Origin of the sequence: Clostridium saccharoperbutylacetonicum N1-4(HMT), assembly GCF_000340885.1 — a bacterium.
Taxonomy (GTDB): domain Bacteria; phylum Bacillota; class Clostridia; order Clostridiales; family Clostridiaceae; genus Clostridium; species Clostridium saccharoperbutylacetonicum.
In genome coordinates this window covers 2,552,921-2,578,967 of sequence record NC_020291.1, presented here as the reverse complement: position 1 = coordinate 2,578,967, position 26,047 = coordinate 2,552,921, and the positions used below count along the sequence as shown (strand labels likewise).

Sequence of the window (26,047 nt, the reverse complement as noted above, 5' to 3'; positions counted from 1 at the left end):
AACTTATAAATGGACTATACATGCATCATTGAGAAATTATAATCGTAACACTACACTAGAAATTAGATACATATTTGTGCAAGCGGCATATGAGATTAAGCTGTGATGGTTATTAGTGGAAGGTTGTTTCACTTTCTGCTTGTCATAAATTTACTTTAGGAACATGCAGAAATGGGTGCAACCTTCCACTTAGAACCCATCCAGCGAAAATTTCATTAGTCCGCTGGAATAAATATGTGTTTAATTTCGGTAAGTTCCGCATATGTCTAATTCTTGCTTTGGATATCTATAATTAAATATTAAATTTTTGAATTACTTCATTAAGCTTCTGAGCAAGTTCAGCCTGATTTTGAGCTGTTAAAGCTACATGCTCTAAGGCTTGAGTTGTCTCATTCACACTTTCCCTTATTTCTTCAGCCTGCTCACTTGATTTTTGTGTATTTTGTGCCATATTTTGCATAGCTTCACTTACTTGTCCTACTGTGGCAGTGATTTCCTCTGACATTGCAGCAATATTTTCTGACATTGTGCTGACAAAATCAGCATCACTATAATACTGATTGCCTGTTTTTTCATATTCAGTAAATTGCTTATGTACGTCTGTATTAATAAATTCCAATATATCATTTCCAGTATCAATACTATTTTTAAAGGCTTTTTGTACTTCTTCTATAGTTTCTTGAATATTTTTTACAGCTTCTGCTGATTGTTCAGCAAGGGTTCTAACTTCTTCTGCAACAACCGCAAAGCCTTTTCCTTGTTCCCCTGCTCTTGCAGCTTCGATTGCAGCATTGAGTGCAAGTAAATTAGTTTGTTCTGCTATACTAGCTATTGTGCCAGCCATAACTTTAATATTTTCAACTACCTTTTCATCTTCAATAGCTTTCAACATCCTATTTTTCTTTTCATTGAATATTATTTGAGATTCTTCAATTGCTTTTTTACTACTATCTTTAACTTCTTTTGCTCTAACTTTAGATTCATTGGAATTATTACTTCCTTCCATAGCTTTCTGAGATAGTACAATTACACTAGAATCTACTTCTTCAATTGATGCTCCTATTTCTTCTGTTTCAGCACTAGCTTCCTGCATATTACTTGCAATTGTATTAACTGCCTCATCTATGTTTATAGCTTTTGATGATATTTCCTCAACTGTAGCTGAAAGTTCTTCTGATGCAGCACTCATACTTTGAGAATTTTCAATTATTGTCTTAACAAGTTCTTTTATGTTATTTTGTGCTATAACTAAAGAGCCTCCTGTTTGTCCAAATTCATCTTTTCTAGTTACCTCAAAATCAAAATTCAAATCATAATTTGCAAGTTTTTCACCAAACATCTTTATTTTCTGAAGTGGTTTATTTATATCACGAGATAGAATTACTCCTAGTAAAATTGCTAATATAAGGCCAATGATACTTAAAGCCATCATAATCATGTTAGATGATGCATTAATTGCCTTGATATTATCATTTGCTGACTTTGCACTATCCACATTGATATTAATTAACTTATCTAAAGAAATAAACATTGGCTCAGTTACTTTACGTATTGGTACATATTGTTTTTCAGCCTCTTCAAAATTTCCTTCATCTACAAGTTTAATAACATTTTCTCTTAAACTTCTATACTGAGTTATATTTTTTTGAAATTCTTCATATACCTTCTTTTCCTCATCACTAATATTAATACTTTCAAATTCGCTCATATAATTAGTGTTCTCTTCCTTATCATTTGCTATGCTTTTTTTCAATTCATCTTTTTGAGCTTGATCCTTTACATATATCAATTCAGCCATATTACCTCGAACACGTTCTAAGTTAGCTTGCATATCAGTTAGTATGTATACAACCCTAAGATTTTGACTATATATACCTTCAGCCTTTTTACCAACATTTTTTAGTGATATAACTCCTAACCCTCCAACCAAACCTATCAATAGTGAAACAATTATAAAGCCTCCAATAAGTTTTGTTCTTACTCTTACATTCCCTAAAGAAAACATATGTAACCCCTCCCACAGTTTATTAAAAAAGAAATTTTATTTATATACTTCATGAAAGAATTAAAAATTTCATTTCAGATTCCCAAACCCAATATATAATCAAAGCAAAAACATTTCTTCTAAATTCGACATTTTTCTATAAAGCAAAATTACTTTTACTTAATATATTCTGTATAAATACAAAAATTCCTCCGATAATTGAATTTTTTTCAAAAAAAGCATAAAAAAATAGCAACTCAACTTTAAAGTGCTACCATTTTTTAAATTACTTTAAAAATTCCTATAGTTTATATATATCCTTTCTATTTCTATCAAATCATTTTCAAGCCAGCCTTCAGTAAGCTCGGCAAATCCTTTCCAAAATTGTCCTCCTGCATTTTTATTTACAACTTCTACCCACAGAGGCACCCAAGACAGCAAATGCTTATTTAAAAACTCCTTTTGCATTGATAAGTTTTCACTTAATTTTTCTAATTCATCCGCATTCAATCCTTCTAAATTATATTCTTGCCCAATACTGCATAGTTGTGACATAAATGATAATTGTAAAGGAAGATAATCAGCCGCCTCACTCGGCTTAACGTCTAACCCTACACTATTATAATAGCTTCTAACCTCTAGTTCTATATCTCCAAAAAGTAATTTATCTTTTGTTTTATATACAGATTTCCAAAGTGGTGCTAAAAGCTCATTAGGCCCCACAAATAATCTTTGATGCTCTTCTAAAATAGCTTTCTTATAATCAAAATTATCACTTTCATTTAATTCATTAATGATTTCCAAAGCTCCCTTAGAAAGCTTTTTATTGTGTTCATAGTTTTTAAAATTATTCAACAAATTACTTTTATTTAAAAGCTCTAAGCCTTCATTTACTTTTCCAGCATAGAAAAGTGATAATATATAATATATTGCTTTTCTTTCAGAAAACCATTGATTTATATTATCCATTTTTATTTGCACACCCCTTTGCATTTTTGTGTGGAGTAATCACCAAGGCTGGTTTTGTAATATCAGAGCTTGGTAGTCCATCAGTTTCATTTACAGTACCGTACTTTTCTTGCAGCTCTTCTAAATTCCCGTAATCCAAAGCTCTCATTGGACATGCTGAAACGCATACTGGGTCTTTTCCACCTTCTATTAAATCTAAACAAAAATCACATTTTCTAGCTTTCTTAGAAACTGCGTCATATTGAATCACTTTATAAGGACAACTATTTACACATGCCCTGCAGCCAATACATTTATCCTTATCTATAACCACTATTCCATCTTCAACTCTCTTATATAATGCTCCTGTTCTGCATTTTTTTACACATGCAGGCTCAATACAGTGATTGCAGCTTATAGATGTCCAAAAAGCATATATATCCTGTATAACTACATTTCCCTTTTTCACATAATTGCCACCAGTAGTTTCATATACTTTTCTAAATTGTTCTCCTACCTCTAGGTTATTTTTATCTTTACAAGCAATTTGACAAGTAGAACATCCTGTGCAGTGCTCCTGCTCAAAATAAAAGGCCAATTGTTTCATCATTTCTTCTCCCCCTATGCTTTTGTTATTTCCACCAGTGCAGTATGGCTTGGATTTCCAAAGGCTAATGGTGTAGGTTTATATTTAGTCAAGGTGTTAATGCAGCCTCTTCTATCAATTCCTTCTTTATCTGGAGAATACCAAGCTCCTTGAGGTATAGATACAACTCCAGGCATAATCTTAGGAGTGACCTTAACAGGTATTATAATAGTTCCCCTGTCATTAAAAACTTTAACTAATTCCCCATCCTTAAATCCACGCTCTTCTGCATCTAAAGTATTAATCCAAACTGAATGTGGCTCCACCTCTTCCATCCAATTCATATTATCAAAGATCGAATGAACTCTTCTTTTTGTATGATGACCGATACATTGAAGCGGATATTTTTCCTTTAATGAATCTTCTGGACCTTCCCAAGCTGAAACATATTTAGGTACAGCTGGTATTTCTTTTAGATTATTCTTATTCCATAAAGCCTTAGAGAAAATTTCTATTTTACCCGAAGGCGTGGGAAATGGATTATTTTCAATATCCTCTATTTGTTCTTTAAATGCAATACTTGGTTCATCATATTCCCATCTGTATATCCCTTTTTCTTTAAATTCTTCATAAGACGGGAACCCTGGATTTTTCTTTGCTGTTTCGTGAGTTATATATCTTAACCAATCTTCTAAGTTTTTACCTTCAGTAAATTCTTCCTTTAAGCCTAATCTCTCTGCTAAAGCACTTATCCAGTCGTAGCCATTTCTACATTCATAAACTGTATCTACAGCTTTATTCATGTAAAGCACATAATCTCCATCAACCCATGGCGTAACTATATCATCTCGTTCCATCATATTATCTGCTGGCAATAATATATCTGCATATTTAGCACTTGCTGTTAAAAAATGCTCTGTTACAAGGATAAATTCAACTAAACTTTCATCTTCTAATAATTTTCCTGTAGCATTTGAATCTCCATGTTGATTTATAAGACAATTTCCACCTAAATTAAAAATAAGTTTAATATTTGAGGTTAATTTATCCACCCCTACAACACTGTAATCCGCTCCCATTCCTTTACCATGAGTTATGGCGTCAGGCCAAGAAAACACAGAAATTTCAGCTTTATTAGGATTATCATTAGGTATTGAAGCTACATATTGCTGCCTAGCAGTGTAGCCAGTTCCAGAGGCCCAACCTCCACTAACACCAACGTTACCTGTCATAGCTGCAAGCACTGTCCCACTTCTTACTACTTGTTCACCATAAGCGTGTCTTTGTGGTCCAAAACCTTGTATTAATGCACCAGGCTTATTAGTTGCATATTCTCGTGCTAACTTAATAATTGTTTCTCTTGGAATCCCTGTAATATTTTCAGCCCATTCTGGAGTCTTTGGCGTTTTATCCTCACCTTCCCCTAAGATATAGCTTTTAAAAGAGTTCCCATTTGGTATTCCTTCAGGCATATGCTCTTCATCAAAGCCTAAACAATATTTATCCAAGAATTTTTGGTCTTGAAGTCTTTCGCTAATTATAACATGAGCCATTGCATCTAATAATGCACTATCTGTAGTTGGGCGTATAGGAATCCACTCATCTGCAAGGGCTGCTGCCGTACTTGAATACATTGGATCTATACATATAATCTTGGTTCCAGCTTTTTTTGCCATTTTAAGATAATAGGCAGTATTAGTATCATGAACAGTTTCACAAGGATTAAACCCAAGTAAAATTATTAATTTTGAATTACACCAATCCTCACGACTATTTCCAGTGTAGGCTGTTCCATAAGTATAGGGAGTAGCTATTTGAGTACATGCTGAGCTATATGAACCATAATAAGATAAATATCCTCCATTCAAACTAAGGAGTCTAGCCATCCATTTTCTTTCAGAAGTCTTCCCTGCATTTCCTGTGGCATAATTCATATAAATAGAATCTGGTCCATACTTTGACCTAATCCTTTTAATATTATCTGCAATAATATCAAGAGCTTCATCCCAGCTAATACATTCAAATTTTCCTTCCCCACGCTTTCCAACTCGCTTCATTGGATATTTTAATCTATTATAATTATATAGGCGATTACGATAACCTCTGCATCTTAAACAGCCTCTGAGCTGTGGTTTTTCAAAGGTATCTTCAATATCATCTTCAGTGGATATCTTTACAACTCTATTGTTTTTCACATGCGCCTTAATTACACAACGTCCACCACAATTATGAGAGCCTGAAGTTCTAATAATTTTTTCACTTGTATCTAAATTATTTTTATTTTCAAATTTAAAAAATCTATCGCCATATATATCTTTAATTAAATTATCTTCATTTATTAAATTTTCTACATTAAGAAAACTGCTTCTTGGTATGTAATTATTAAAGGTACTCTTTTCATCACTCATTTTGATTTTCCTTTCTTTAAACAAATGATCAACTCAGTTGTAAATTTTCAATAATCGATGATCAATGGTCAATTTAGGGTGATTCCCTTTGGAAATCTTAGAACTTTGAACAATTCTTTTTTGTAATGCATATAAAATTCTAAGTAATCTCTCCTTATAACTCTAAGAAATCCTGAAATAATTTCTTAGAAGTGACAATTGCTCATTGATTCCTAGTAATTGCATTATATCATGTTTTTTTGAATCAGAATATTATGATATAATAAACATAACTTAACCGTATTGGGGGTGTTTTTTTATGAAGGTCTGTGATACATTCAGCTTTAAATCAGTTTGCTCCTTGCAAAGACTATACAAAGTCGGCTATGCTTTGTTTGGAGCCTAAGCTGTTAAGTTAGCTGGAATGCGTACATGTTTTAGGCTCTGTGACACATAGCTTTTTTGTATTCTTTGCTTTAATACTTTCTAAAAAGTGGAGGAGTAAGGAAATGAAATATGCAAAAGCACAAGATGTGTTACCAGAGGAAATTGTTCAAATTATACAAAAATATGTGGATGGAAAATATCTTTATATTCCTAGGAAAGATGAAAATCATAAAGCCTGGGGAGAAAAAAGTGGTATAAAAAGTAGTCTTAAGGTAAGAAACAATGAAATTTATAAAAAGTACATTAGTGGTGCTACTATTAATGAATTGACTGAGGAATATTACCTTTCTGAAAAGAGTATAAGACGAATAATTAGTAAAGAAAAACTCATATGCTCATAATCATTACAGAACTGTTTATTAGATTGAAGCCTTATTTAAAATCATGTTATGATTTTATTGAAGAAATCAATAAAACTATTAAACGCAAAATGATTGTGAATATATATTATATTTTATATAAAAGATGATTATTATTGCTTTAAACTTAAGTGGTAGTAATCATCTTTTGTTTACAACTATAGATGTCCAAACCAAGAATTAGACTTATGCAAAACTTACCGAAATCAGACACATTTATCTTCCACAGGACTAGTGAAATTTTCGCTGGAAGGTTCTAAATGGCAGCTTGTCATCATTTCAGCATGTTCCAGATGTAAAATCCCCAAGGAGAAAGTTCATGTTTCCAAATATAAAAGCTCCAGGGAGAAAGTTCGTGTTTCCAAATGTAAAATTTGGGCACTTACTTTTTGGACATTCACTTTTAGACAAGCTGTAAATAAAACAAGCCCCCATTAAGAACCATCATCAGCTCAATTTCACATGCCTGCTTCCAGAAAAATGTATCTGATTTCTAGTGTAGTGTTACGATTATAATTTATCGATAATGCATACATATCTCATTTATAAGTTTGATTATTAATTTAGATATCTATAGACAAAAATAAAATTATATTTTCTCAACCTTACGGATGATAACAATAGAAAAGAGGTGCTATATTTTATGAACGCTTTCATAAAAAAACATGAATACAATTATATTAAGAAATGTATGGAGGATTTAAATAACGCTTATAAAGGAACTTCAGACACTAATATTATTGAGGCTACTAAGTCTTATATATGTGATAAGATATTAAATATTTTCCCAAACTTATCAGAGGAAGAAAAAGAATTATTAGATATTACTAAAATAAATGATCCTTTATATATTGATTCATATTTGTCTAGTTTGAAGGAATATGTATATGGAATGCAAATCCCAACAACTGCTCAACTTAGCAAGCTATTTAAAAAAGAAAAGAAACTTAAATTACCAAATCTAGATAAAGAAACTTCAAAGAAAGTTTACTTAGGCTGGTTTGATGACTCAACTAGAAAATTATTTGTAGCTTATAATATGATGGATAAGCTTGTCGGTATGACATGTACACTAACAAGTCATAGTTCAAGCAATACTCATATGTGTGCACTTTGTAATAGAATGGGTAAGGAAGATGAAATAGCATTTGTCTCTGCTATTTGTAAAACGAACTATACTGGTGAAGGTGCTTATAAATCAATAGGTTTTGACGTATGTATAGATAGTGAAAAATGCAACGAACGAATTACATCTACTAAAAAGCTCGAAGAAATTTTAAAGGAAGTTAACAATTTAAAGTGATAGCTTTATAAAAATAAATTCCCTCCTTATTTTACTTAAGAATAGTATTTATTTTTACAATTAGTTCAAATAATAAAAAAGCTGAGTAACAAAAAAACTGAGCTTTTTTATAATCCTATTTTATTAATCTTTAATATACTTTTTTCTTAACTACTAGGTTTATCTGACAATAGAAACCTTCTTAGAATCTGAATAATTCAATTGATTATTTCCATTATATAAATCGTTATAAACAGCTTTTCTACGAATTTTTATATTATAATAAATTTCAATATTATTTAAAATAGGCTTATAAACTGTGTTTTCCTTATATTTGTTTGAGCATTCTAATGCTTCAGTTATAGATTTATGTAGACCTAAAGCTACAGCTGCACTTGCAAATGCACCGAGAGCAGTAGTTTCAAAATCAGATGGTAAATTTACAGATTCTCCATACATATCAGCTTGTATCTGATTAAAAAGGGGATTTTTAGTAAGCCCACCAGAAATATTAATCCTAGCTATCTTTCCTACATATGAGCGTAGTATATCTAGATTTTCCCCTATTTCTGCTGCTATTCCTTCTAATATACTACGCGAAAAGTCTCCCCTTCTAGTACCAAGTGAAACACCATGAAATAAACCTGTAGCATTTGGATTCCAATTAGGTGAACCACTCCCTTGAAAATATGGCAATAAAATAATACCATTAGAACCTGGCTCAGAACTTTCTGCATCGAAATTTATTTTATCATAGTTATATTCAGCAGTTTCATCACTACAATAAAAATTATTATTAAACCAATTATAAATAGTTCCCGATGTTAATATGCTAGCTTCAAGAATATATTTATTAGGAACCGCAGAAACACTACAAATAACTTTACTAACTGGATCAATATGAATCTTGTCAGAAGAAGTAATAACAAATGATCCTGTTCCTGTGGTCACTTGAGTATCACCTTCATTAATCACACCATTTCCCATTGCACTACATTGCTGATCACCACCAGCTGAAATTACAGGAATCCCTGTTTTTAATCCAGATAGTTTTGAAAAATCATCAGTTGTATATCCCACAATGGAACCTTGTCCACCCAAAGTACATAATTTATCTTCATCTATATCAAATAAGTTAAGTAAATCAGCATCCCACTTAAGAGTATGTAAATTCATTAATAGAGTTCTACTGCCATAAGTATAATCAGTTCTTAACTCATTAGTCATTATACACATTAGATAATCTGCTATAGTAACAATCTTAAACGATTTTATATATATCTCTTCTTCATTTTGCTTTAACCATGCTATCTTAGGTGCTAAAAAAACTGGACTCAATTTTAAACCTGTTCGTTCATAAATATAATTTTCATGTTGAGATAAATTTGAACATATTTCAAGCGTTCGCCTGTCTTGCCACATTATAGCTTTGCGTAATGGATTATATTCAGAATCTAATGCAATCATAGAAGAGCGTTGGGATGTAAGTGAAATACCAATGATTTCATCAGATAAAGCTTTTACAATATCAACAGATTGTTTTACTATATTAACAAGAGCTTCTTTAAATGTAAACGGATCTTGCTCAACCTTATTATTAATAAGATATTCGGGAGAATATATTTCTTGAATAATCTTGTGTACCTCTCCACTTTTGGAATATAATACACCACGCATACTCGAAGTTCCTACATCAATTACCAAAATGATCCCCATATATAAATCTCCTTATCTAATTATTTTTTATAATATTGAAGTAGTTGCAATAAGAACATTTTAAATATTCTCCTGCAATTCTCCTAAAATTTTATGTATATGTATCATTAGGTACAATTCTTCTTGAATAGGAAGATTTCTAGAATATTCATTATAAATATAAGTATTAATTTTTTTTACACACTCATATTCTGCACTGCAATTAGTCCTTATTTGTTCATAAATAAAATCAACTTGCTCCTTACTAGGCTGATTATTAAGAAATCTTTGAGCAAAAGCCTTCAGGTGTGTTATAAAGCGTTTATAGTAAAATGAATTTTCATCGTATATAATTGCAAAGTGATAGTGAACAATCCCAAGTATATCTTTTATTATTTTAGAAATTTTCTTGTTTTTTTCACTATAAGGGTTATCCTGCTGAGCATTAATAAAATGACCAGCAATATTTATACATTCTTCTTGTGGAAGTTCCAAATTTAAGCTTTCATTAATTATTCTTAGTGCATATATTCCAATATCATATTCATTAGGATTAAAATCTTTAATTTCTAACAAATAATTATTTTCTATTACAATATTAGATTTAAACCGCTTTACAGCAAATGCAATATGGTCAGTTAATGCTAAATATATATGATTCATTAATTTCATATTATATTTTGTTATTGCGTAATCAATAATAGTTTGTGCAATATTGAAATAAACCTCGTCAATTTCAGCAGCTAGCTGTATAATATTTCTTTTCATAGTTTCATCATGAAGAACAAAAATTTTTTCAATCTCTTCTTTCTTTAATTCATAGCCTATAGTATGTTTATGTCCTATCCCCTTTCCCATTAAAATCATTTCATTCTCTGTTGTATCCTTTGCAAGTACCAAGGAATTATTTAATATTTTTGTAATATGCATACTCAGCACTCCAATCTCATCATTGTATTCTAAATAAATAGAGTTAATTTAAGTGAGTTTAGAAAAGTTCAATAATCTATTTTGCTTTATCTGATAACTAACATCTGTAAAACTCCATATGAAAAGTTTCACTTTATTGTCATTTGAGTATATGTAACTACAAGATACATATACTCAATGTTCTATAAAATATATGAGACCTATCGAGGATTTTCATCGATATGATTAAATAATTTAGTAATTCTGGTACCTTATTCTAATTTTCCATTAGTTTCTATAACTTTTTTATACCAATAAAAACTATCCTTTTTTATTCTCTCTAATCCCAATATATCATGGTCAGTTCTGTTCGTATAAACTAAACCATAACGTTTTCTAAAGCCCTGTGCAGAGCTTAAAAGATCCATAAATGACCATGGACAGTAACCAAGCATTTCAACACCATCTTCTATAGCTAAGGCACAAGCATTTATATGTTCTCTTAAATAGTCAATACGATAGTCATCATGAACTTTTCCATCTTCTAAAACATCAGGAGTTCCTAATCCATTTTCTGTTATTATAAGAGGCAGATGATATCTTTGCCAATACTCATTTAATGCAACACGCAAACCTGACGGATCGATTGAAGCACCATATTCAGAAGCTTTCAATCTAGGATTCATGGACATTTTAAATAATCCATATAGATTAAAGTCTACAGCACCTTCTCTAGTTCCATAAGGATGATTATCATCAACTGGTAAAGCTTCTGCACAATTTGTTCTATAATAATTTACTGCTATAAAATCCATTTTTGCTCTTTTTAAGATGTCCTTATCTTCTGGTTCAATATAAGGCATTATATCTCGTTCTTTAAGATATTTTAAATAATATCCCGGATATTCACCATAAAAATGCATATCAAGCATATAATAAACCTTAAAATTATCATTCATACGTGAAGCACAAACATCTTCTGGATTACAAGTAAGTGGATAGGTTACAGATGATGATACAGCTGCTCCAATCTTACTATTTCTTATCATTTCATGACATGCATTAACTGCAATAGCATGAGCTAAACACATGTTATAATCCATTTGAGCACGCATTTTATCAATTTTTAATGGGTCTTTTTCATCATAAATATTGATTCTTTCTTCAACTCTGACAATTAAATTTTGCTCATTATGAGGCTGCCAATACTTAACTCTATCTCCAAATTCCTTAAAACAAATTTTGGCGAATCTTTCATATGCATATACTGTTTCTCTGCTTTCCCACCCATTATATTTTTCAACTAAAGTAAACGGTAAATCAAAATGATACAAAGTTACAAAAGGTTCAATGTTGCATTCTATTAATTTATTTATTACTTTATTATAAAAGTCTATTCCTTTTTGGTTAACTTCCCCATCACCATCTGGAATAATTCTTGCCCAAGAGATAGAAAAACGATAAGTTTTCATTCCTAATTCTTTCATTAAATCTATATCTTCTTCAAAATGATGATAAAAATCAGAAGCTACTTTTGTATCCGCTTGTATGTCTGATTTTTTAAAAGAGTTATAATCAGCTACAGTCATTTTTTTACCATCTTCATCCCATGCACCTTCAATTTGAAAGGCAGAAGATGAAGCACCCCATAAGAAATCTTTTGGAAATATCGTATTCATGTAAATCCTCCTTGTCAATCACATAGCCTTGTTATTTTTTGTGCTTTATATTAAAAATAGTTAATATTAGTCTATTTCATTTTATTTTGCTAGAGAAATAATTATATCGTTATCTGATACATGTTTACTTTCACATGTACTTACATCTGCAAAATCCCCTGTATTACTAACTATTACTGGTGTTGTAATATCATATCCTGCTTCTTTAAGCTTATCCTTATCAAAAGATATTAGTTTATTTCCCTTTTTTACATAATCACCTTGTTTTACATATGATTCGAAATGTCTTCCCTTTAATTCTACTGTATTAATTCCAATATGAATTAATAATTCAGCTCCATTATCTAATTTTAAGCCTATAGCATGTAACGTAGGGAATAGTGAAACTACTTTACAGTCAGCAGGGGCTTTTATTATTCCATCAGTTGGAATTAAAGCTACGCCGGTACCTATAACCTTTGATGAAAATACATTATCATTTACCTCAGTTAATGGAATAACTTTTCCACTTAATGGAGATGTAATTTCAAGATCATCGCTAAAATATAAATTTTCAGGTGAATTGCTAGTTTTATCTGCTTCCTCATCCTCATTTTCTATATCTTCAAAACCAACTATATAAGTTAAAATAGCAGAACCAAAGAATGCAATAGCACAACCGCCTAAGTAACTTAAAAATGGTACCATTCCAGCTGAAGCATAAACAGGTATTGTTAAGATACCTTGGTTTGCAAAGGCATTTCCATAAGATCCTCCAATCCCCATAATTCCACCACCAATAGCACCGCAGATTACAGCACATACCATTGGTTTTTTTAATCTAAGGTTTGCACCATAGATAGCAGGTTCTGTGATTCCAAAAAGAGCAGTAATACTAGCAGACATAGAAATTGTTTTTAATTGCTTATTTTTTGTCTTAAAGAATACTCCAAGTGCAGAACCAGCTTGTGAAAAGTTAGCTGCACCTGCAAAAGCCAAAAGATTTTGCCTTCCAGTTTGTGCAACATCATTAATACCAATTGGAACTAAAGCTTTATGTGCACCAAAAATAACCAACACGCACCATAAACCTCCAATAAAAGCTCCACATAAAACTGGACTAAATATATAAATAGATTTATAAGCAAAGTTAATAGCATTTCCCAAATATATTCCAATAGGTCCAAATAGTAAAATTGTAGCAGGAAGCATCACAAGCAAGACACAGGTTGGAACCATAATAATTTTTAATACTTCTGGTATATGTTTTTCAAAGAATCTTTCTACATAAGATAGTACCCATACTGCAATGATAATTGGAATTACAGAAGAGGTATAAGGCGCTTTTGTCACAGAAAGTCCCAAAAAATCAACTGCATCCTTTCCTGTCATAAGTGCAGTGAAAGCAGGATAACATAAAGTTGCTGCAATAATCATTGATAATACTTGACTAGTTTTAAATACTTTAGCTGCTGTAAATGCTAAAAATATAGGTAAGAAATAAAATACAGCATCAGATAATGCATTTAAAATAATATAGCTTTGATATTGTTTTACATCAATTCCATATTTATTTGAATAAAATAGTACCCAAATTGCTAAAATCCCTTTAACCATACCAGATCCAGCAATAGCAGGAACTATAGGAACAAAGATGCCTGATAAACCAGATAAAAGTGCATTCCCAATACTTTGTCTTTCAGCAGAATCTGAAGTTGAAACACCTGATTCCGGTACTAATTTAATCATTTCATCATAAACCTTTGTAACCTTGTTTCCTATTACAACTTGAAATTGTCCCATACCTTCAACAACTGAAATAACACCTTCGATTTTGGAAATTACGTCTTTATTTACTTTAGATGAATTATTTAATTTAAATCTGAGGCGTGTCATACAATGAGATAATTCTTTTACATTATCCCTTCCACCTAAATTTTTCAAAATATCTTGTGCTATTTTTGCATAATCCATAATTAATTCCTCCTAAAATATTTACACAATTTTTAGCTTTTTGTTTCATGGCCATTCAACAAAAAAAGACCAAATCAAATAGCTAGATTATATAAAAATAATCTAAACGATTGATTCGATCTTGCCTGCATTACCAGTAGCACGTCTACTATGATATATTTCATTTTATGTTTATATACTACCATAAACGTTTTCACAAAGTCAAGTTTTAATTATTTATAAAAATTAACGGTAATCCTCCACATCAAATTCGTTGTTTTATAATAATAGTAATATAATGAAGGAATTCTTCTGTGATATCACAGATAAGCTTATCTAACAGGTATCTCTAAATATTGTGAGTTCTTTTTTATAACGCTTCTCTCACAATATCAATATAATCTTGTAAATATTGTGGCAAACAACTATTCTTTCTTTACAACGCTAAACGTTTAGTTGTAATTTTAGGATCTCCTATTAAAAAATATATAAAATATGTATTAACATTACATGTGCTGTTATTATATACTAAAGCTAGATAATATTTAAAGTTTCCTTTAAGTTACTAAGTATTTTTTAACCAATACAGATCAAATTTGGAGGTGTTATCATGAAAAAGGGATATTTATATATAGCTTTGACAACTATTATTTTTAGTACAATGGAAATCGTACTAAAGTTTATTTCTGGAGTATTTAATCCTATACAGCTTACTTTTACTAGATTTTTTATAGGTGGGTTATTTTTAATTCCCTTTGCTTTAAATGCACTTCATAAAAAACATTCTTCTATTTCAGCTAAAGATTTGCGCTATTTTGCTTTTTTAGGTTTCTTAGGTACTGTTGTGAGTATGGTGTTATATCAATTGGCAGTCCAAAACTCAAAGGCTTCTGTTGTTGCTGTTTTATTTAGCTGCAATCCAGTCTTTGTTACAATCTTGGCTTTCTTTCTATTGAAAGAAGCTATTCACAAAAACAATGTTCTTGCTTTAATTCTTGAAGTTGTTGGAACAATAATCATAATAAATCCATTAAATACACAACTTAGTGTACTTGGTACCATACTTACAATTGCATCTACATTAACTTTTGCTTTTTATGGAGTTTCTGGTAAAAAGAAATGCGCTAAATATGGAGGTATCGTAGTTACTTGCTTTGGTTTTTTATTTGGAAGTCTTGAAATGTTAGCTTTAATTGGTTTAAGTCATATATCTCCTATTGCAAACTTGTTTTATTCTAGTGGACTTGAAATCTTCTCAAATATACCTTTATTTACAGGATACACTTTAAGCACATTTCCTATTGTATCGTATATTTGTATTATTAATACTGGCGTTGGATTTGCTTGTTATTTTAAATCAATGGAAGAAACTTCTGCACAAGTTACTTCTTTAGTTTTCTTCTTTAAACCAATATTAGCGCCAATTCTTGCATTAATTTTACTACATGAAGTAATCCCATTTAATATGCTTATTGGTATTCTATTTATACTTTTGGGCTCACTTTCATCTATTTTGCCTGGACTATCAACTCAAAATAATACTAACTAAGATATTTATAGTATCTATCAATACTTTTTTCAAATTCAAGAAAATCGATATTTCTTCCAAATCTCATTGTTTCTTTACCTTCAATATAGAGTATTAACAAAGGAAAGGAGAAAACACTTTTCATTGCTGCAAATTTCATTTCTTTTTCACCGTCTATATCTATAATATTGATTTCAGGATATAATTCTAAAAGCTTCTCAACCTTACTCCTGATAACTTCGCAAGCTCCACATGCTTTATTACTAAAATATAAAATAAGCATTTTACTATTATTAATATTGTCATTAATTCTATCCTGATATGTCACTTCTTCCAAACAAATCCCACCTCTCAATTACATATATGTAATTAATTGATCTCTAAGCATTATACATCAGCCTACTGTTGAGCATTACTTTATTATTAATCTTATAGTAGTTATTTATCAAATTTATCAAGTTCAGAGAATTTCGCATCACATTTTACAACTTACCAAAAATTATTTCCTAAAAAGCACATTTATGCTAACCACTTCATTATTAGTACCAATTCTAAATGGCGGACCCCAAGTACCTACCCCAGAGGATACAATCACATGAGGACTATCTTTGTCTTTTCTATAATATCCATAATCAACATCAAATATTGCATTTGTAATATAATTAAGAGGGAAAATTTGTCCTCTATGAGTATGGCCACATAAAACAAGATCTATATTTGAATTATATTCCTTAATATTTGAAGGCTGATGATCTAGTACAATAACGGGTAACTCCTTAGATTTCTCATCTAAATCAAGAAGTTGTCCTCTTGCTTCACCTTGATATCCAATAGGCCTTGAATCCCTTCTTCCAGCTATTACAAATTTATTTTCAATATTAATGTAATCATCATTTAAAACCTTGACAGGTGATTTTTGAAGAAACTCAATCATTTCCTTATAAGTTTTACCTGCGTCATGGTTCCCCATACAAGCATATGTTCCGTATTTAGATTTGATCTCCTTCAACAATTCTTGTATCTTTTCTGAATTTTCCATTGCATAATAATCACTATCAAAAATATCCCCAGAAAAGCATACAAGATCTGGATTTGTACTATTTATCTTCTTAATTACTTTACTAAAATGCCCGTAATTGTTTATGCCACTCAAATGAATATCACTTATTAAGGCTATTTTCAATTCACTAATTTCAGCTTTCTTATCAATCCTTATATCGTAAGAATTGAGTTTTATATCTTTCGCATTAATTCTTCCATAGATTAAAGTACCTAAAACAGTAATAAATACAATCCAACCTTTAATAAAAACTACTTGCCGTTGAAAATCTGGACTAACAAAACCAAACTGGAAGCAAAAAAACACTATTATAATTGAAATTAAAGTTGTTAACAGCAGATAGAAATAACTGCCCATCCAATAATATGAAAAACAAGCTATATACTTTCGCACTCTATATCTAGCAGGCAAAGAAAACATAATAAAAACTGATACAGCACAAATTGAATAAATTATATAAAAAATATAGTGAGGTAAACTTGGACACATTATAAGAATCCATGTCATTGCCTCTTTAGCAATCATTAAATTAGTAAGGCCATAAATAATAAATACACTAAGAATAACTACAGCAACTAGCATAACTAACCTCTTTTCTTCTTTTGATAAATTTTTTAAAATTTCCAATTCCATAATTTCTAATATGGTATTAATTAAGTGAATCTATATTTAATATATAATTCTTAACGCTATTAATGTCAATATATTTGCATCTCCATATTTATCCTAACAAAATTACCACAGCCATTCATACTATATTTATGTATTATTTGTATCGAATTAGGCTCTTTTTCATGAAAAAGTATAATTTATGTTTTAGGAATTATAATTATTTCCTCGACTTTAATTGTTAAAATTTCTTTGATTATTCTATTAAAGAACAAATTATTTTTAATCTAAATATGCAATAAGCTATAACAAAAAATAGTTGGATCTACTTTAAGCAAAAACTTAAATAGCTTTAACTATCTGTATATTTTTATATTAATAATTTTATTTATATTCTAGTATGAATTTCAATTAAAATGGATATACATATGAAGTATCTGGATTATTATCTTTTTCTATATGTTCTAATACTATAATCGGATCTACTGCACCATCATAAGTATCTTTTTTAATTTTTCCTTTAACTTTAACCCAAGTATCATTCCTGTAAGATTCTAAACTATTATTATCACATCTAAGTCCAGCAATTTGCATGTCAGCAGCACAGCATACCATCATAAACCTTCCTAATATAAACTCATTTTCTTTTAGTTCTTTATTTCTATAAACAAATCCTGCTATTTCTATTTCTTTTCCTTCATATTTATCAATATTATCTATAATTTCATCAATGGAAAATACAAAATTTCTTTGATTTACTTCAATAATATTATTTCTAATATCTAATTGTTTTTTATTAACTACACCTTGTCCATTGCTTTCAGTTTTACCACTATATATTTCATATGTTGAACCAGCAGAATCCAAATTATCTGTAATATCAGTATTTTTATCTTTATTAGAAGCAGTATATGAATTTGCATTAGTACTTTGCATAAAGAATACTAGGATTAATGGAATTGCAAAGACAACATAATTTTTCAGCTTAATTTTTCTTTTTCTATTATTAATACTATCTGGAATAAAAAATAATGCAATTATAAACATCGATATCATTCCAAATATTGCAAATGGAACAATTCTTGGATGTACATAAATTAATATTTGATTATTTAAAATAATCACAAGATAAAATATTGAAAAACCTAATAATATCAGCATTTTTAATATTACATCCATATCTAATTTTTTCATATTTTTCACCTCAATAATATATAAGATTTAATATGATAAGTAAATTAACCCAATGTTTATTAAAACACAATATGATACTAGAAAAACAAAAAACATTAACTTTAAAACGAATTTATTTTTAAAATTACCAAAAAGCATAATTGCATTTTTTATATCAAGCATTGGTCCAACTACTAGGAACCCCATTACAGAGTTTATAGAAAACTGTGTCAAAAAACCTTTTGCAACAAATGCATCTGATGTTGAACAAATTGAAAGTAAAAAAGATATTAATATCATAAATATAAGTGAAAGTCTATTATCATTAGGAAGGTAACCCTTGTTATTTAATGATATTACATTTTGAAAAATGGTAGAAAGAACTGTACCTATTATCATATATTTACCTGTATTAAAAAATTCCTCCCCAGCGTGAATAAACACCGATCTAATTTTCTCAAACTTATTTTCTGAAGTATTATCTTCATTATCACATAGCCCGCAATTACAGCTTGTTAAATTAGTATTATCCTTTAATATTTCTTCCCCTTTTTTAATTGAAAGTTGCATAGTTAAGCCTACCACTATTGCAATAATTATTCCTGAACAAACTCTATAAATTACTACTGATTTCATGCCTTGAAAAGCATACATTGTTGAAATAATAGCTATTGGATTTACTATAGGTGCAGCTAACATAAAAGTAATTCCAGCACCTATAGGTATTTTCTTTTTCATAAATCCTTTAACAACCGGGATTGTCCCGCAGTCACATATAGGAAATAATAAACCAGCAAAAGCTGCTAATATGCATGATAAAAAAATATTTTTGGGAAATATTTTTATAAATGTGTCTTTAGAAATATAAATTTGTATTATTGCAGACACGAAGCTTCCTACTAAAATGAACGGTAATCCTTGAATTAAAATACTTAAAAATACAATATATAATTTTTGAAACTTAACTAAATAGCCATTATAGCTAATAGAATCACTCATATAAAGAGATACTAAACAAGTAAATAGTAATACTAGTCCCCCCATATAAAACAAGTTTTTCATTATAGAAAAATTACTTCTATTTCTTATTTCTCTAAATTCCTCTTGAAAAATTTCTTTTATATTTAAGTTAGGGACATATTCTATAAGACTAGCTGTTTCATTAATCTTCTTAATTTCTTTTTGTATAATTTTAAATTCATTTTTATCTAATTCATTTATACTATTTAATACTATGCTATCGCTATTAAAAATTTGATTACTTATAATATTTTTTAGATTTTTCAAAAGTATGAAAAATTGTTTTGCGTTAATTATAGCTACAATATCATCAATTTTACATAATTTTTTGACGGACTTGTCATTAAAAATATTAATAATAGAATTAGGATTTTTCATGCTATTTTCTTCAATGAATATTCTATCCGGAGAATACTTTAATAAAATATTTCTTATATACATATCAGTAATATCTTCATTTGAATCATTTTTTAAATTAATAATATTCATTAATTTATTGGAATTATATAGTTTATCATTAATATCGGTTTCTCCAAATTCATTTTGGAGAATTACAATTTTTTCATTTGCCAATTCATCTGTCTTTAACATAGAATTTATAAAACTAGTTTTTCCAGATCCAATAAAACCCAAAACAATATTTATTTTAGTTTTCATCCTTCACTCTCCCTATTGTAATTATTTTTCATAAAAGAATTATATTACCAGCTGATAAAAATTACAACCTCTTAAATATTCTTAAAAGAAACTTAGTATTAATGTTTTATGTTAACTTATAAATATTCCTACACTAATTCATTTATTCATTTTCTAAACATTTATAAATTTCATCTAAATTATATCTCATTGATTCAATATAACTCTTATCATCTTCCTTCGATTCTAATGTTAAGATTGGAACCACCTTTGCACCTACTTCATTCGCTAATGTTTCTGATACCTTAGGACTTGCAAGGGATTCTGAAAAAACAGTTTTTATATTGCTTTCTCTACAAAACTTAACTAAATCTTCTAATTGTTTAGGCGTAGGTTCACCTTCTCCAAATAGATTTTCTACTGACTTTTGTGTTAATCCAAAATCTCTGCACAAATAACCAAAGGCAGCATGTCCTGTTACAAAATTCTTTTTATTTAATTTTTCAAATTTAGGTTTATTTTCATTATACAAACTTTCCAATTCACCTTTAAATTTATTATAGTTTTCTTCGTAATAATCTTTAATCTTTTCATCTAATTTTACAAGGGTATTTTTTATATTTTCAGACTGTATTTCTGCATTTTTTAAACTTAACCAACTATGAGGATCGATGGCATTTTCTTCTTTTCTTGCTTCTACTCCTTTAGTTGACTCTACAATAGGTATTTTTTTATCTTTTATTACGTCGTTGACTTTATAAACCCAACTCTCCATCCCAAGTCCATTATAAATAAAAGCATCACTTTTAGTTAGAACTTCAAGATCTTGCGCTTTGGGCTCATAATCATGTGGTTCAACGTTATTAGGGACTAAACAGGTAACTTCTGCTTTATCTCCTGCAATTTCTTCTGTGAATTCTTGTAATGGATAAATTGACACTGTGATTTTCAATTTATCAGCTTTTACTTTTTGAGCGTTATCTGATGTTGTTTGGGTATTAGCCCCACAGCCTATTAGTAAAATACCTGTCATTAAAGCTAAAACTCCTGAAATAATTTTCTTTTTCATATTTGCACCTCCACATGCATATGATTTGCATTTGCATTTTCATTTAATAATACTACTATTAACATTTAAATATGTCAACAATATTAAAATTTAACAATAGCTATTTTAATTTACAATTCTCAAACAATCATTAAAATAGCAAATCCATATTCTAGTAAGATTAAAAATAAAAACTTACCATCTATATTTTTATGGTAAGTTTTAACCTCAAATATTATTCTAATTTTTTAACTTTTAAATTTATCAAAGATTTAAGTTGAACCAAAATAAATCAATATTATTTATGCTACCAATTTCAAACCTATTACTCCAACTAAAATCATACCTATAAATAAAATCCTTTTATAATCCTTTGATTCACCATAAAATATCATCCCCACAAGGGTTCCTCCTACAGTTCCCATTCCTGTCCAAACTGCATAAGAAATTCCCATAGGAAGTGTTTTCATTGCCATGGATAAAAAAGTTAAACTGAATACAAATCCAATAAATACCCTTAAATAAGACTGTATATTTTTATATTTCATCACTCTATTCATACTATCAACACCAAATACTTCACAGCAGCCAGCTAAAATTAAAAACATCCAACCCATATTAAATTTCTCCTTTCGTATCTGAATTTGGTGTAACAATTTTCAAACCTAATATTCCTATTAAAAGTACAGTAATAAATAATATTTTGTTCCAGCTAAAGGCTTCATTAAAAAAAATCATCCCCGTTAAAACTGTACCCACTGTCCCTATTCCTGTAAAAACAGCATAAACTGTTGCAACTGGAACTTCTTTTGTAGCTTCAAACAATAACCAAAAGGATAAACCTATAAGCATTACTACTCCTATCCAAGTAATTACACCATTTGAGTATTTTAATCCTGTAGCCCAAAGTACTTCTATAATTCCAGAAATTATTATAAATATCCAGTTTTTATTCATTAAATTTCGCTCCTTAAAATATATTCACTTCTCCTTGAAGTCTAATTTTATATTTCATATAATAAAGTATAGTGTTACACGATAGTCAATAGGAGGTTTTCTTATAATGAATAAAAATCAAAAAATTTATTTCTCAACTGGTGAATTTGCTAAAATTGTTGGCGTTACAAAGCATACACTTTTTCACTATGATAAATTAGGAATATTTTCACCAGAAATAAAAGGAGAAAATGAATATAGATATTATTCTGCTTTTCAAGTTGAACCTTTTTTTGTTATATCAGCTTTAAAAGAATTGGGAATGCCACTTAAAGAAATCAAAGCATATTTAGATATAAGAACTCCAAATGAATTGATAGATCTCTTAAATAATCAAAATAATAAAATAGATGCAGAAATTAATAGACTCTTAGCTATAAAAAATTTAATTTCTCAAAAAGTTAAAACAACTCAATCCATATTCAATATAACTAACGAAAAAATTTTTATATCAAAAGAGGAAATGGAATTATTCTTCATTTCAAATGCACTTCCAAATTCAGACTATGGAAATATCCCACTATCTTTTGCAAACCATATGAGATATTGTACTGAAAATAATATTATCTCTCCATTTACTGTTGGGCAAATGCTTAGCTTAGAAAATGTAAAAAAAGCCAATTATAATTTATATAGCTTTTTTTATACAAAAATTTCAGCACCATTAACAGAAAATAATTTATATAAAAAAGAAGCAGGTAACTATTTAACTGCTTATCATACAACTGGATATGACTCTATAGGAGAAACCTATTTAAAAATTCTTGACTTTGCTAATGAAAATAATTTAAATTTAAGTGAGTATTTTTTTGAAGATGTAATTTTAGATGAATTGTCTGTATCTGGTTACGAAAACTTTGTTATAAAAACTTCTATTTTAATAAAAAAATAAGGCTATGTTTTAATACAATGTTGAAATATGGACATAAAAATTATAGGTGGGATTGTCCACCTATAATACTCAATATATGAATATTGTATCTTTTATTTTTTATTAAATATTATTGGTTTTTTTCTTTTTGGTGGTGTCAATTTAGTTTTCATATATCCAATACTCATAGGGCAAACCAATTCATATTGTTCTGGAACACCATACTTTTCTTTAAATTCCTTTGTGTTTAAAGTATGCTCTGCAAATCCAATCCAACAAGTTCCAATTCCTATACTATGAGCTGCCAACATAATATTTCCTGCTACAAGACTGCAATCATAAACATGCCAATGAGATTCTACATTTCCATAAATAATCAGCAATGTACTTGCGTGATTGAAAATACTATATTGTGGGTTCTTTAACCAATTTTCATATTGATGTAAATAAGGATATTTTTCAAAATTATCTAATAAATATTGTTTTGTCCTTTCAGATAATGAATTTATTTCATTTTTATCTTGAATAATTACAAATCCCCATGGTTCAAGACCTGAACCGGTTGATGATTTTGTACCAAGTTCAATTAGATTATTTAGAACTTCTTCAGGTATTATTTCATCTGTATATGCTCTAATACTTCTTTTGCTATTAATACATTCTAAAATTTCCATTTTTATTCATCCCCTCTAGTATGATTAATCGTATTTTTTATATTACAGAATTTTATTTTAAAAATTAAATCATTAAGTATTTATTACTCCTTACAATATTTAATTCATCATATCTTACTATTGTTTATTAAACTATAGTTATTAATAACACTCATTATAACATAATTTACAAAATATCACACATACATTGGCTCTCTATTTCTTAAGTCTTTTATTTTGATATATGAATACACAAAATTGCTTTAAACGTTGAAATCTTCTACGTCAAATTCCTTGTTTTTATAGTAATATTTACGATCTTCTTCTGTAATCTCACGAATAACTTTAGCTGGGTTTCCTACTACTATCACGTTATCTGGAATATCTTTAGTAACTACACTTCCTGAACCTATTACAACATTGTTTCCAATATGAATTCCAGGGTTTATAACAACGCTTCCCCCTACCCAAACATTATCTCCTATGGTTATTCCTATTCCATATTCATACCCTGAATTTCTGGAATCTGGATGAATAGGATGTCCTGCTGTATAAATTGATACATTAGGTGCAAACATAACATTATCCCCTATTTTCACCTTTCCAACATCTAATATTGTACAATTATAATTAGCAAAAAAGTTTTTGCCTACTTCAATGTTTTTTCCATAGTCACAGTGAAAGGGCTGTTCTATACAAATATTATCGCCAGCCTTCCCAAGTATATCTTCAATCAGTTCACTCATCCTGTCTTTTTCATCTGGTCTAAGTAAGTTATATTCATATATTTTCAACTTATTTTCTCTTCTTTCTTCACTTAAGCCATCTAGCCAAGCCTTATATGGTAATCCTGCTAACATTCTTTCTTTTTGATTCATTTCCTTCCTCTCCTTTTCTTTACCTTAATTCATATAATTATTTTGATTTTTTGTATCTTTAAATAAATATTTGCGTATTATCCTATTAACATATTGTTCTTTCTTGGATTCTACTCACCTTGAGGTTCTTTATATTTTAATATAGTAATTAAAACTAATGTAAGACTATAAACTACTGTAAATGCTAACGAAAATGCAATTCCATTTTTCATGGTTGCCGAATATACCATTCCAGCAATAACTCCTGCAACTCCTTGCACAAAACTAATGAATGATATTCCTTCTGCTATTAGTTTGTCCTCTAAATGTCTCTGTGCAAAGGCAAATGGAGCAACTTGATGTATCCCAACTCCAATTCCTATAATTGCCGTTGATAGTATAATAACAAAGTAACTAGAGATAAATAATGTTGCTACATAAATACATGTTCCTATAAAGATGGTTCCTGACATTAGAATAAAGATAGTCTTTGTGCAGCCTTTCTTTGAAATATATATACCAGCTGCACTTGACAAGGCCATTACGAAAATATTACACGGAGCAAGCACAATAGCACTGATAGCCGTATTCGCACCTAAAATAGTCTGTGCATAAAGCGGTGTATAATTACCACTGCAAGAAATACATGTAGTTATGAAAGTAATTAAAATAATTACACCATATCCCCTTTGCTTTAGTAATTGTACAATTAGTAATTCTCTTCCACTTTTTTTATCTTGATTTATGCTTTCAGTTTTAGAATTTTCTTTTAAAATATTTACATTAATTTTCTTTTTTATTTTACTCTTCGGCATAAAACAACCTACAAGTAACATTCCAACTACAAATAAAGGAAGCAAAGTAGCAATTGATATACGCCAATTCCAACTTTCAGTAAGCAATCCACAAAGTATTGGACCCAAAATAAGCACTAAAGAATAGATCGTCTGCATAATCCCAATTCTAACTGGATATTCTTCTTCTGACATTATGTCATTTATCATTGTAAATACATTTGCAAAGAATAGTCCCCAAAAGAAACCTGAAGCACCTCTAGCTAAAAGAAATGTGATTCCATCTGTTGCTACTGCACTAATTGCTATGCTTAGAGCAAAAGTGCCCACACTCCACATATATAATTGTTTACGACCAAAATATTCTCCAGCTCTGCCTGAAATAAGTAATGAAAGACTTCTAGCTAAAGGCTCTAATATAAACATTGCATTGAACAAGTCTAATCTACCATATTCACGAAATGCTGTAGCTGCATAAATTCCAGTACTTCCAGCAAGATAAGATACACATATATTTATTATAACTAACCCAATAAAAACTATGTTTGCTCTGTTTAACTTTAGTAATTCTATTTTCATATTTTTCCGCCTTTT

General features: G+C 29.4%; 22 protein-coding genes. 4 read left to right on the top strand and 18 right to left on the bottom strand.

From position 1 onward, the window contains the following. Positions 1-292: 292 nt before the first annotated feature. The 4 genes from CSPA_RS11435 to CSPA_RS11420 form a co-directional block, all read right to left on the bottom strand. Positions 293-2,005 carry a methyl-accepting chemotaxis protein gene (locus tag CSPA_RS11435; protein WP_015392427.1) on the bottom strand — a complete coding sequence of 571 codons (1,713 nt, stop codon included), beginning with the start codon at positions 2,003-2,005 and terminating at the stop codon, positions 293-295. Positions 2,006-2,275: 270 nt separating this feature from the next. Then, positions 2,276-2,953, bottom strand: coding sequence for a TorD/DmsD family molecular chaperone (locus CSPA_RS11430; RefSeq protein WP_015392426.1), 678 nt, complete (start codon positions 2,951-2,953; stop codon positions 2,276-2,278). Further along, entirely contained in the window at positions 2,946-3,542 is a 597-nt protein-coding gene (locus tag CSPA_RS11425) for a DMSO/selenate family reductase complex B subunit (RefSeq protein ID WP_015392425.1), read from the bottom strand. The genes CSPA_RS11430 and CSPA_RS11425 overlap by 8 nt, the downstream gene beginning before the upstream one ends. A gap of 11 nt (positions 3,543-3,553) precedes the next feature. Then, positions 3,554-5,926, bottom strand: a complete 2,373-nt coding sequence (locus CSPA_RS11420; RefSeq protein ID WP_015392424.1) for a DMSO/selenate family reductase complex A subunit — start codon at positions 5,924-5,926, stop codon at positions 3,554-3,556. Positions 5,927-6,414: 488 nt separating this feature from the next. On the opposite strand from CSPA_RS11420, the gene CSPA_RS11415 reads away from it, so the two are divergent. Together CSPA_RS11415 and CSPA_RS11410 are read left to right on the top strand one after the other, a co-directional pair. Continuing rightward, on the top strand, positions 6,415-6,693 hold the full coding sequence (locus tag CSPA_RS11415; RefSeq protein ID WP_015392423.1) for a CD3324 family protein: 279 nt from the start codon (positions 6,415-6,417) through the stop codon (positions 6,691-6,693). A 661-nt stretch (positions 6,694-7,354) separates the two neighbouring features. Continuing rightward, positions 7,355-8,014, top strand: coding sequence for a FusB/FusC family EF-G-binding protein (locus tag CSPA_RS11410; RefSeq protein ID WP_015392422.1), 660 nt, complete (start codon positions 7,355-7,357; stop codon positions 8,012-8,014). A gap of 159 nt (positions 8,015-8,173) precedes the next feature. On the opposite strand, the gene CSPA_RS11405 is transcribed toward CSPA_RS11410, so the two are convergent. From CSPA_RS11405 to CSPA_RS11390, 4 genes are all read right to left on the bottom strand, one after another. Continuing rightward, positions 8,174-9,709 carry an FGGY-family carbohydrate kinase gene (locus CSPA_RS11405; RefSeq protein WP_015392421.1) on the bottom strand — a complete coding sequence of 512 codons (1,536 nt, stop codon included), beginning with the start codon at positions 9,707-9,709 and terminating at the stop codon, positions 8,174-8,176. 60 nt (positions 9,710-9,769) lie between these two features. After that, entirely contained in the window at positions 9,770-10,618 is an 849-nt protein-coding gene (locus CSPA_RS11400) for a PRD domain-containing protein (RefSeq protein ID WP_015392420.1), read from the bottom strand. 251 nt (positions 10,619-10,869) lie between these two features. Beyond that, positions 10,870-12,276: a glycoside hydrolase family 1 protein gene (locus CSPA_RS11395; protein WP_015392419.1), complete on the bottom strand. Its 1,407-nt coding sequence runs from the start codon at positions 12,274-12,276 to the stop codon at positions 10,870-10,872. 81 nt (positions 12,277-12,357) lie between these two features. Next, positions 12,358-14,229 carry a beta-glucoside-specific PTS transporter subunit IIABC gene (locus CSPA_RS11390; RefSeq protein WP_015392418.1) on the bottom strand — a complete coding sequence of 624 codons (1,872 nt, stop codon included), beginning with the start codon at positions 14,227-14,229 and terminating at the stop codon, positions 12,358-12,360. Positions 14,230-14,818: 589 nt separating this feature from the next. On the opposite strand from CSPA_RS11390, the gene CSPA_RS11385 reads away from it, so the two are divergent. After that, the gene (locus tag CSPA_RS11385) at positions 14,819-15,757 is read left to right on the top strand and encodes a DMT family transporter (RefSeq protein ID WP_015392416.1); all 939 of its coding nucleotides are present in this window, start codon (positions 14,819-14,821) and stop codon (positions 15,755-15,757) included. Here CSPA_RS11385 and CSPA_RS11380 read toward each other — a convergent pair. The 7 genes from CSPA_RS11380 to CSPA_RS11350 all read right to left on the bottom strand — a co-directional run bounded on the left by CSPA_RS11380 (position 15,750) and on the right by CSPA_RS11350 (position 22,239). Further along, on the bottom strand, positions 15,750-16,064 hold the full coding sequence (locus tag CSPA_RS11380) for a thioredoxin family protein (protein WP_242832620.1): 315 nt from the start codon (positions 16,062-16,064) through the stop codon (positions 15,750-15,752). The two genes, CSPA_RS11385 and CSPA_RS11380, sit on opposite strands and share 8 nt — an antisense overlap. A gap of 171 nt (positions 16,065-16,235) precedes the next feature. Beyond that, positions 16,236-17,423 carry a metallophosphoesterase gene (locus CSPA_RS11375; protein WP_241425118.1) on the bottom strand — a complete coding sequence of 396 codons (1,188 nt, stop codon included), beginning with the start codon at positions 17,421-17,423 and terminating at the stop codon, positions 16,236-16,238. Positions 17,424-17,816: 393 nt separating this feature from the next. Further along, positions 17,817-18,599 (bottom strand): TIGR03943 family putative permease subunit, encoded by a 783-nt coding sequence (locus CSPA_RS11370; protein WP_015392414.1) that lies wholly within the window; start codon positions 18,597-18,599, stop codon positions 17,817-17,819. Positions 18,600-18,626: 27 nt separating this feature from the next. Further along, positions 18,627-20,255 (bottom strand): permease, encoded by a 1,629-nt coding sequence (locus tag CSPA_RS11365; RefSeq protein ID WP_015392413.1) that lies wholly within the window; start codon positions 20,253-20,255, stop codon positions 18,627-18,629. A 142-nt stretch (positions 20,256-20,397) separates the two neighbouring features. Then, complete coding sequence (locus tag CSPA_RS11360; protein WP_015392412.1) at positions 20,398-21,303, bottom strand: metal ABC transporter solute-binding protein, Zn/Mn family; 906 nt, start codon at positions 21,301-21,303, stop codon at positions 20,398-20,400. 281 nt (positions 21,304-21,584) lie between these two features. Further along, on the bottom strand, positions 21,585-21,899 hold the full coding sequence (locus CSPA_RS11355; protein ID WP_015392411.1) for a DMT family transporter: 315 nt from the start codon (positions 21,897-21,899) through the stop codon (positions 21,585-21,587). A gap of 1 nt (position 21,900) precedes the next feature. Beyond that, a complete protein-coding gene (locus tag CSPA_RS11350; protein WP_015392410.1) occupies positions 21,901-22,239 on the bottom strand; it encodes a DMT family transporter in 339 nt (112 codons plus the stop codon). A 106-nt stretch (positions 22,240-22,345) separates the two neighbouring features. Here CSPA_RS11350 and CSPA_RS11345 point away from each other — a divergent pair, with 106 nt between their 5' ends. Then, positions 22,346-23,170, top strand: coding sequence for a MerR family transcriptional regulator (locus CSPA_RS11345; RefSeq protein ID WP_015392409.1), 825 nt, complete (start codon positions 22,346-22,348; stop codon positions 23,168-23,170). A 92-nt stretch (positions 23,171-23,262) separates the two neighbouring features. Here CSPA_RS11345 and CSPA_RS11340 read toward each other — a convergent pair whose 3' ends face one another. From CSPA_RS11340 to CSPA_RS11330, 3 genes are all read right to left on the bottom strand, one after another. Next, entirely contained in the window at positions 23,263-23,823 is a 561-nt protein-coding gene (locus CSPA_RS11340; protein WP_015392408.1) for a nitroreductase family protein, read from the bottom strand. 242 nt (positions 23,824-24,065) lie between these two features. Beyond that, a complete protein-coding gene (locus CSPA_RS11335) occupies positions 24,066-24,680 on the bottom strand; it encodes a sugar O-acetyltransferase (protein WP_015392407.1) in 615 nt (204 codons plus the stop codon). 110 nt (positions 24,681-24,790) lie between these two features. Beyond that, a complete protein-coding gene (locus CSPA_RS11330; protein WP_015392406.1) occupies positions 24,791-26,032 on the bottom strand; it encodes an MFS transporter in 1,242 nt (413 codons plus the stop codon). Positions 26,033-26,047 lie beyond the last annotated feature (15 nt).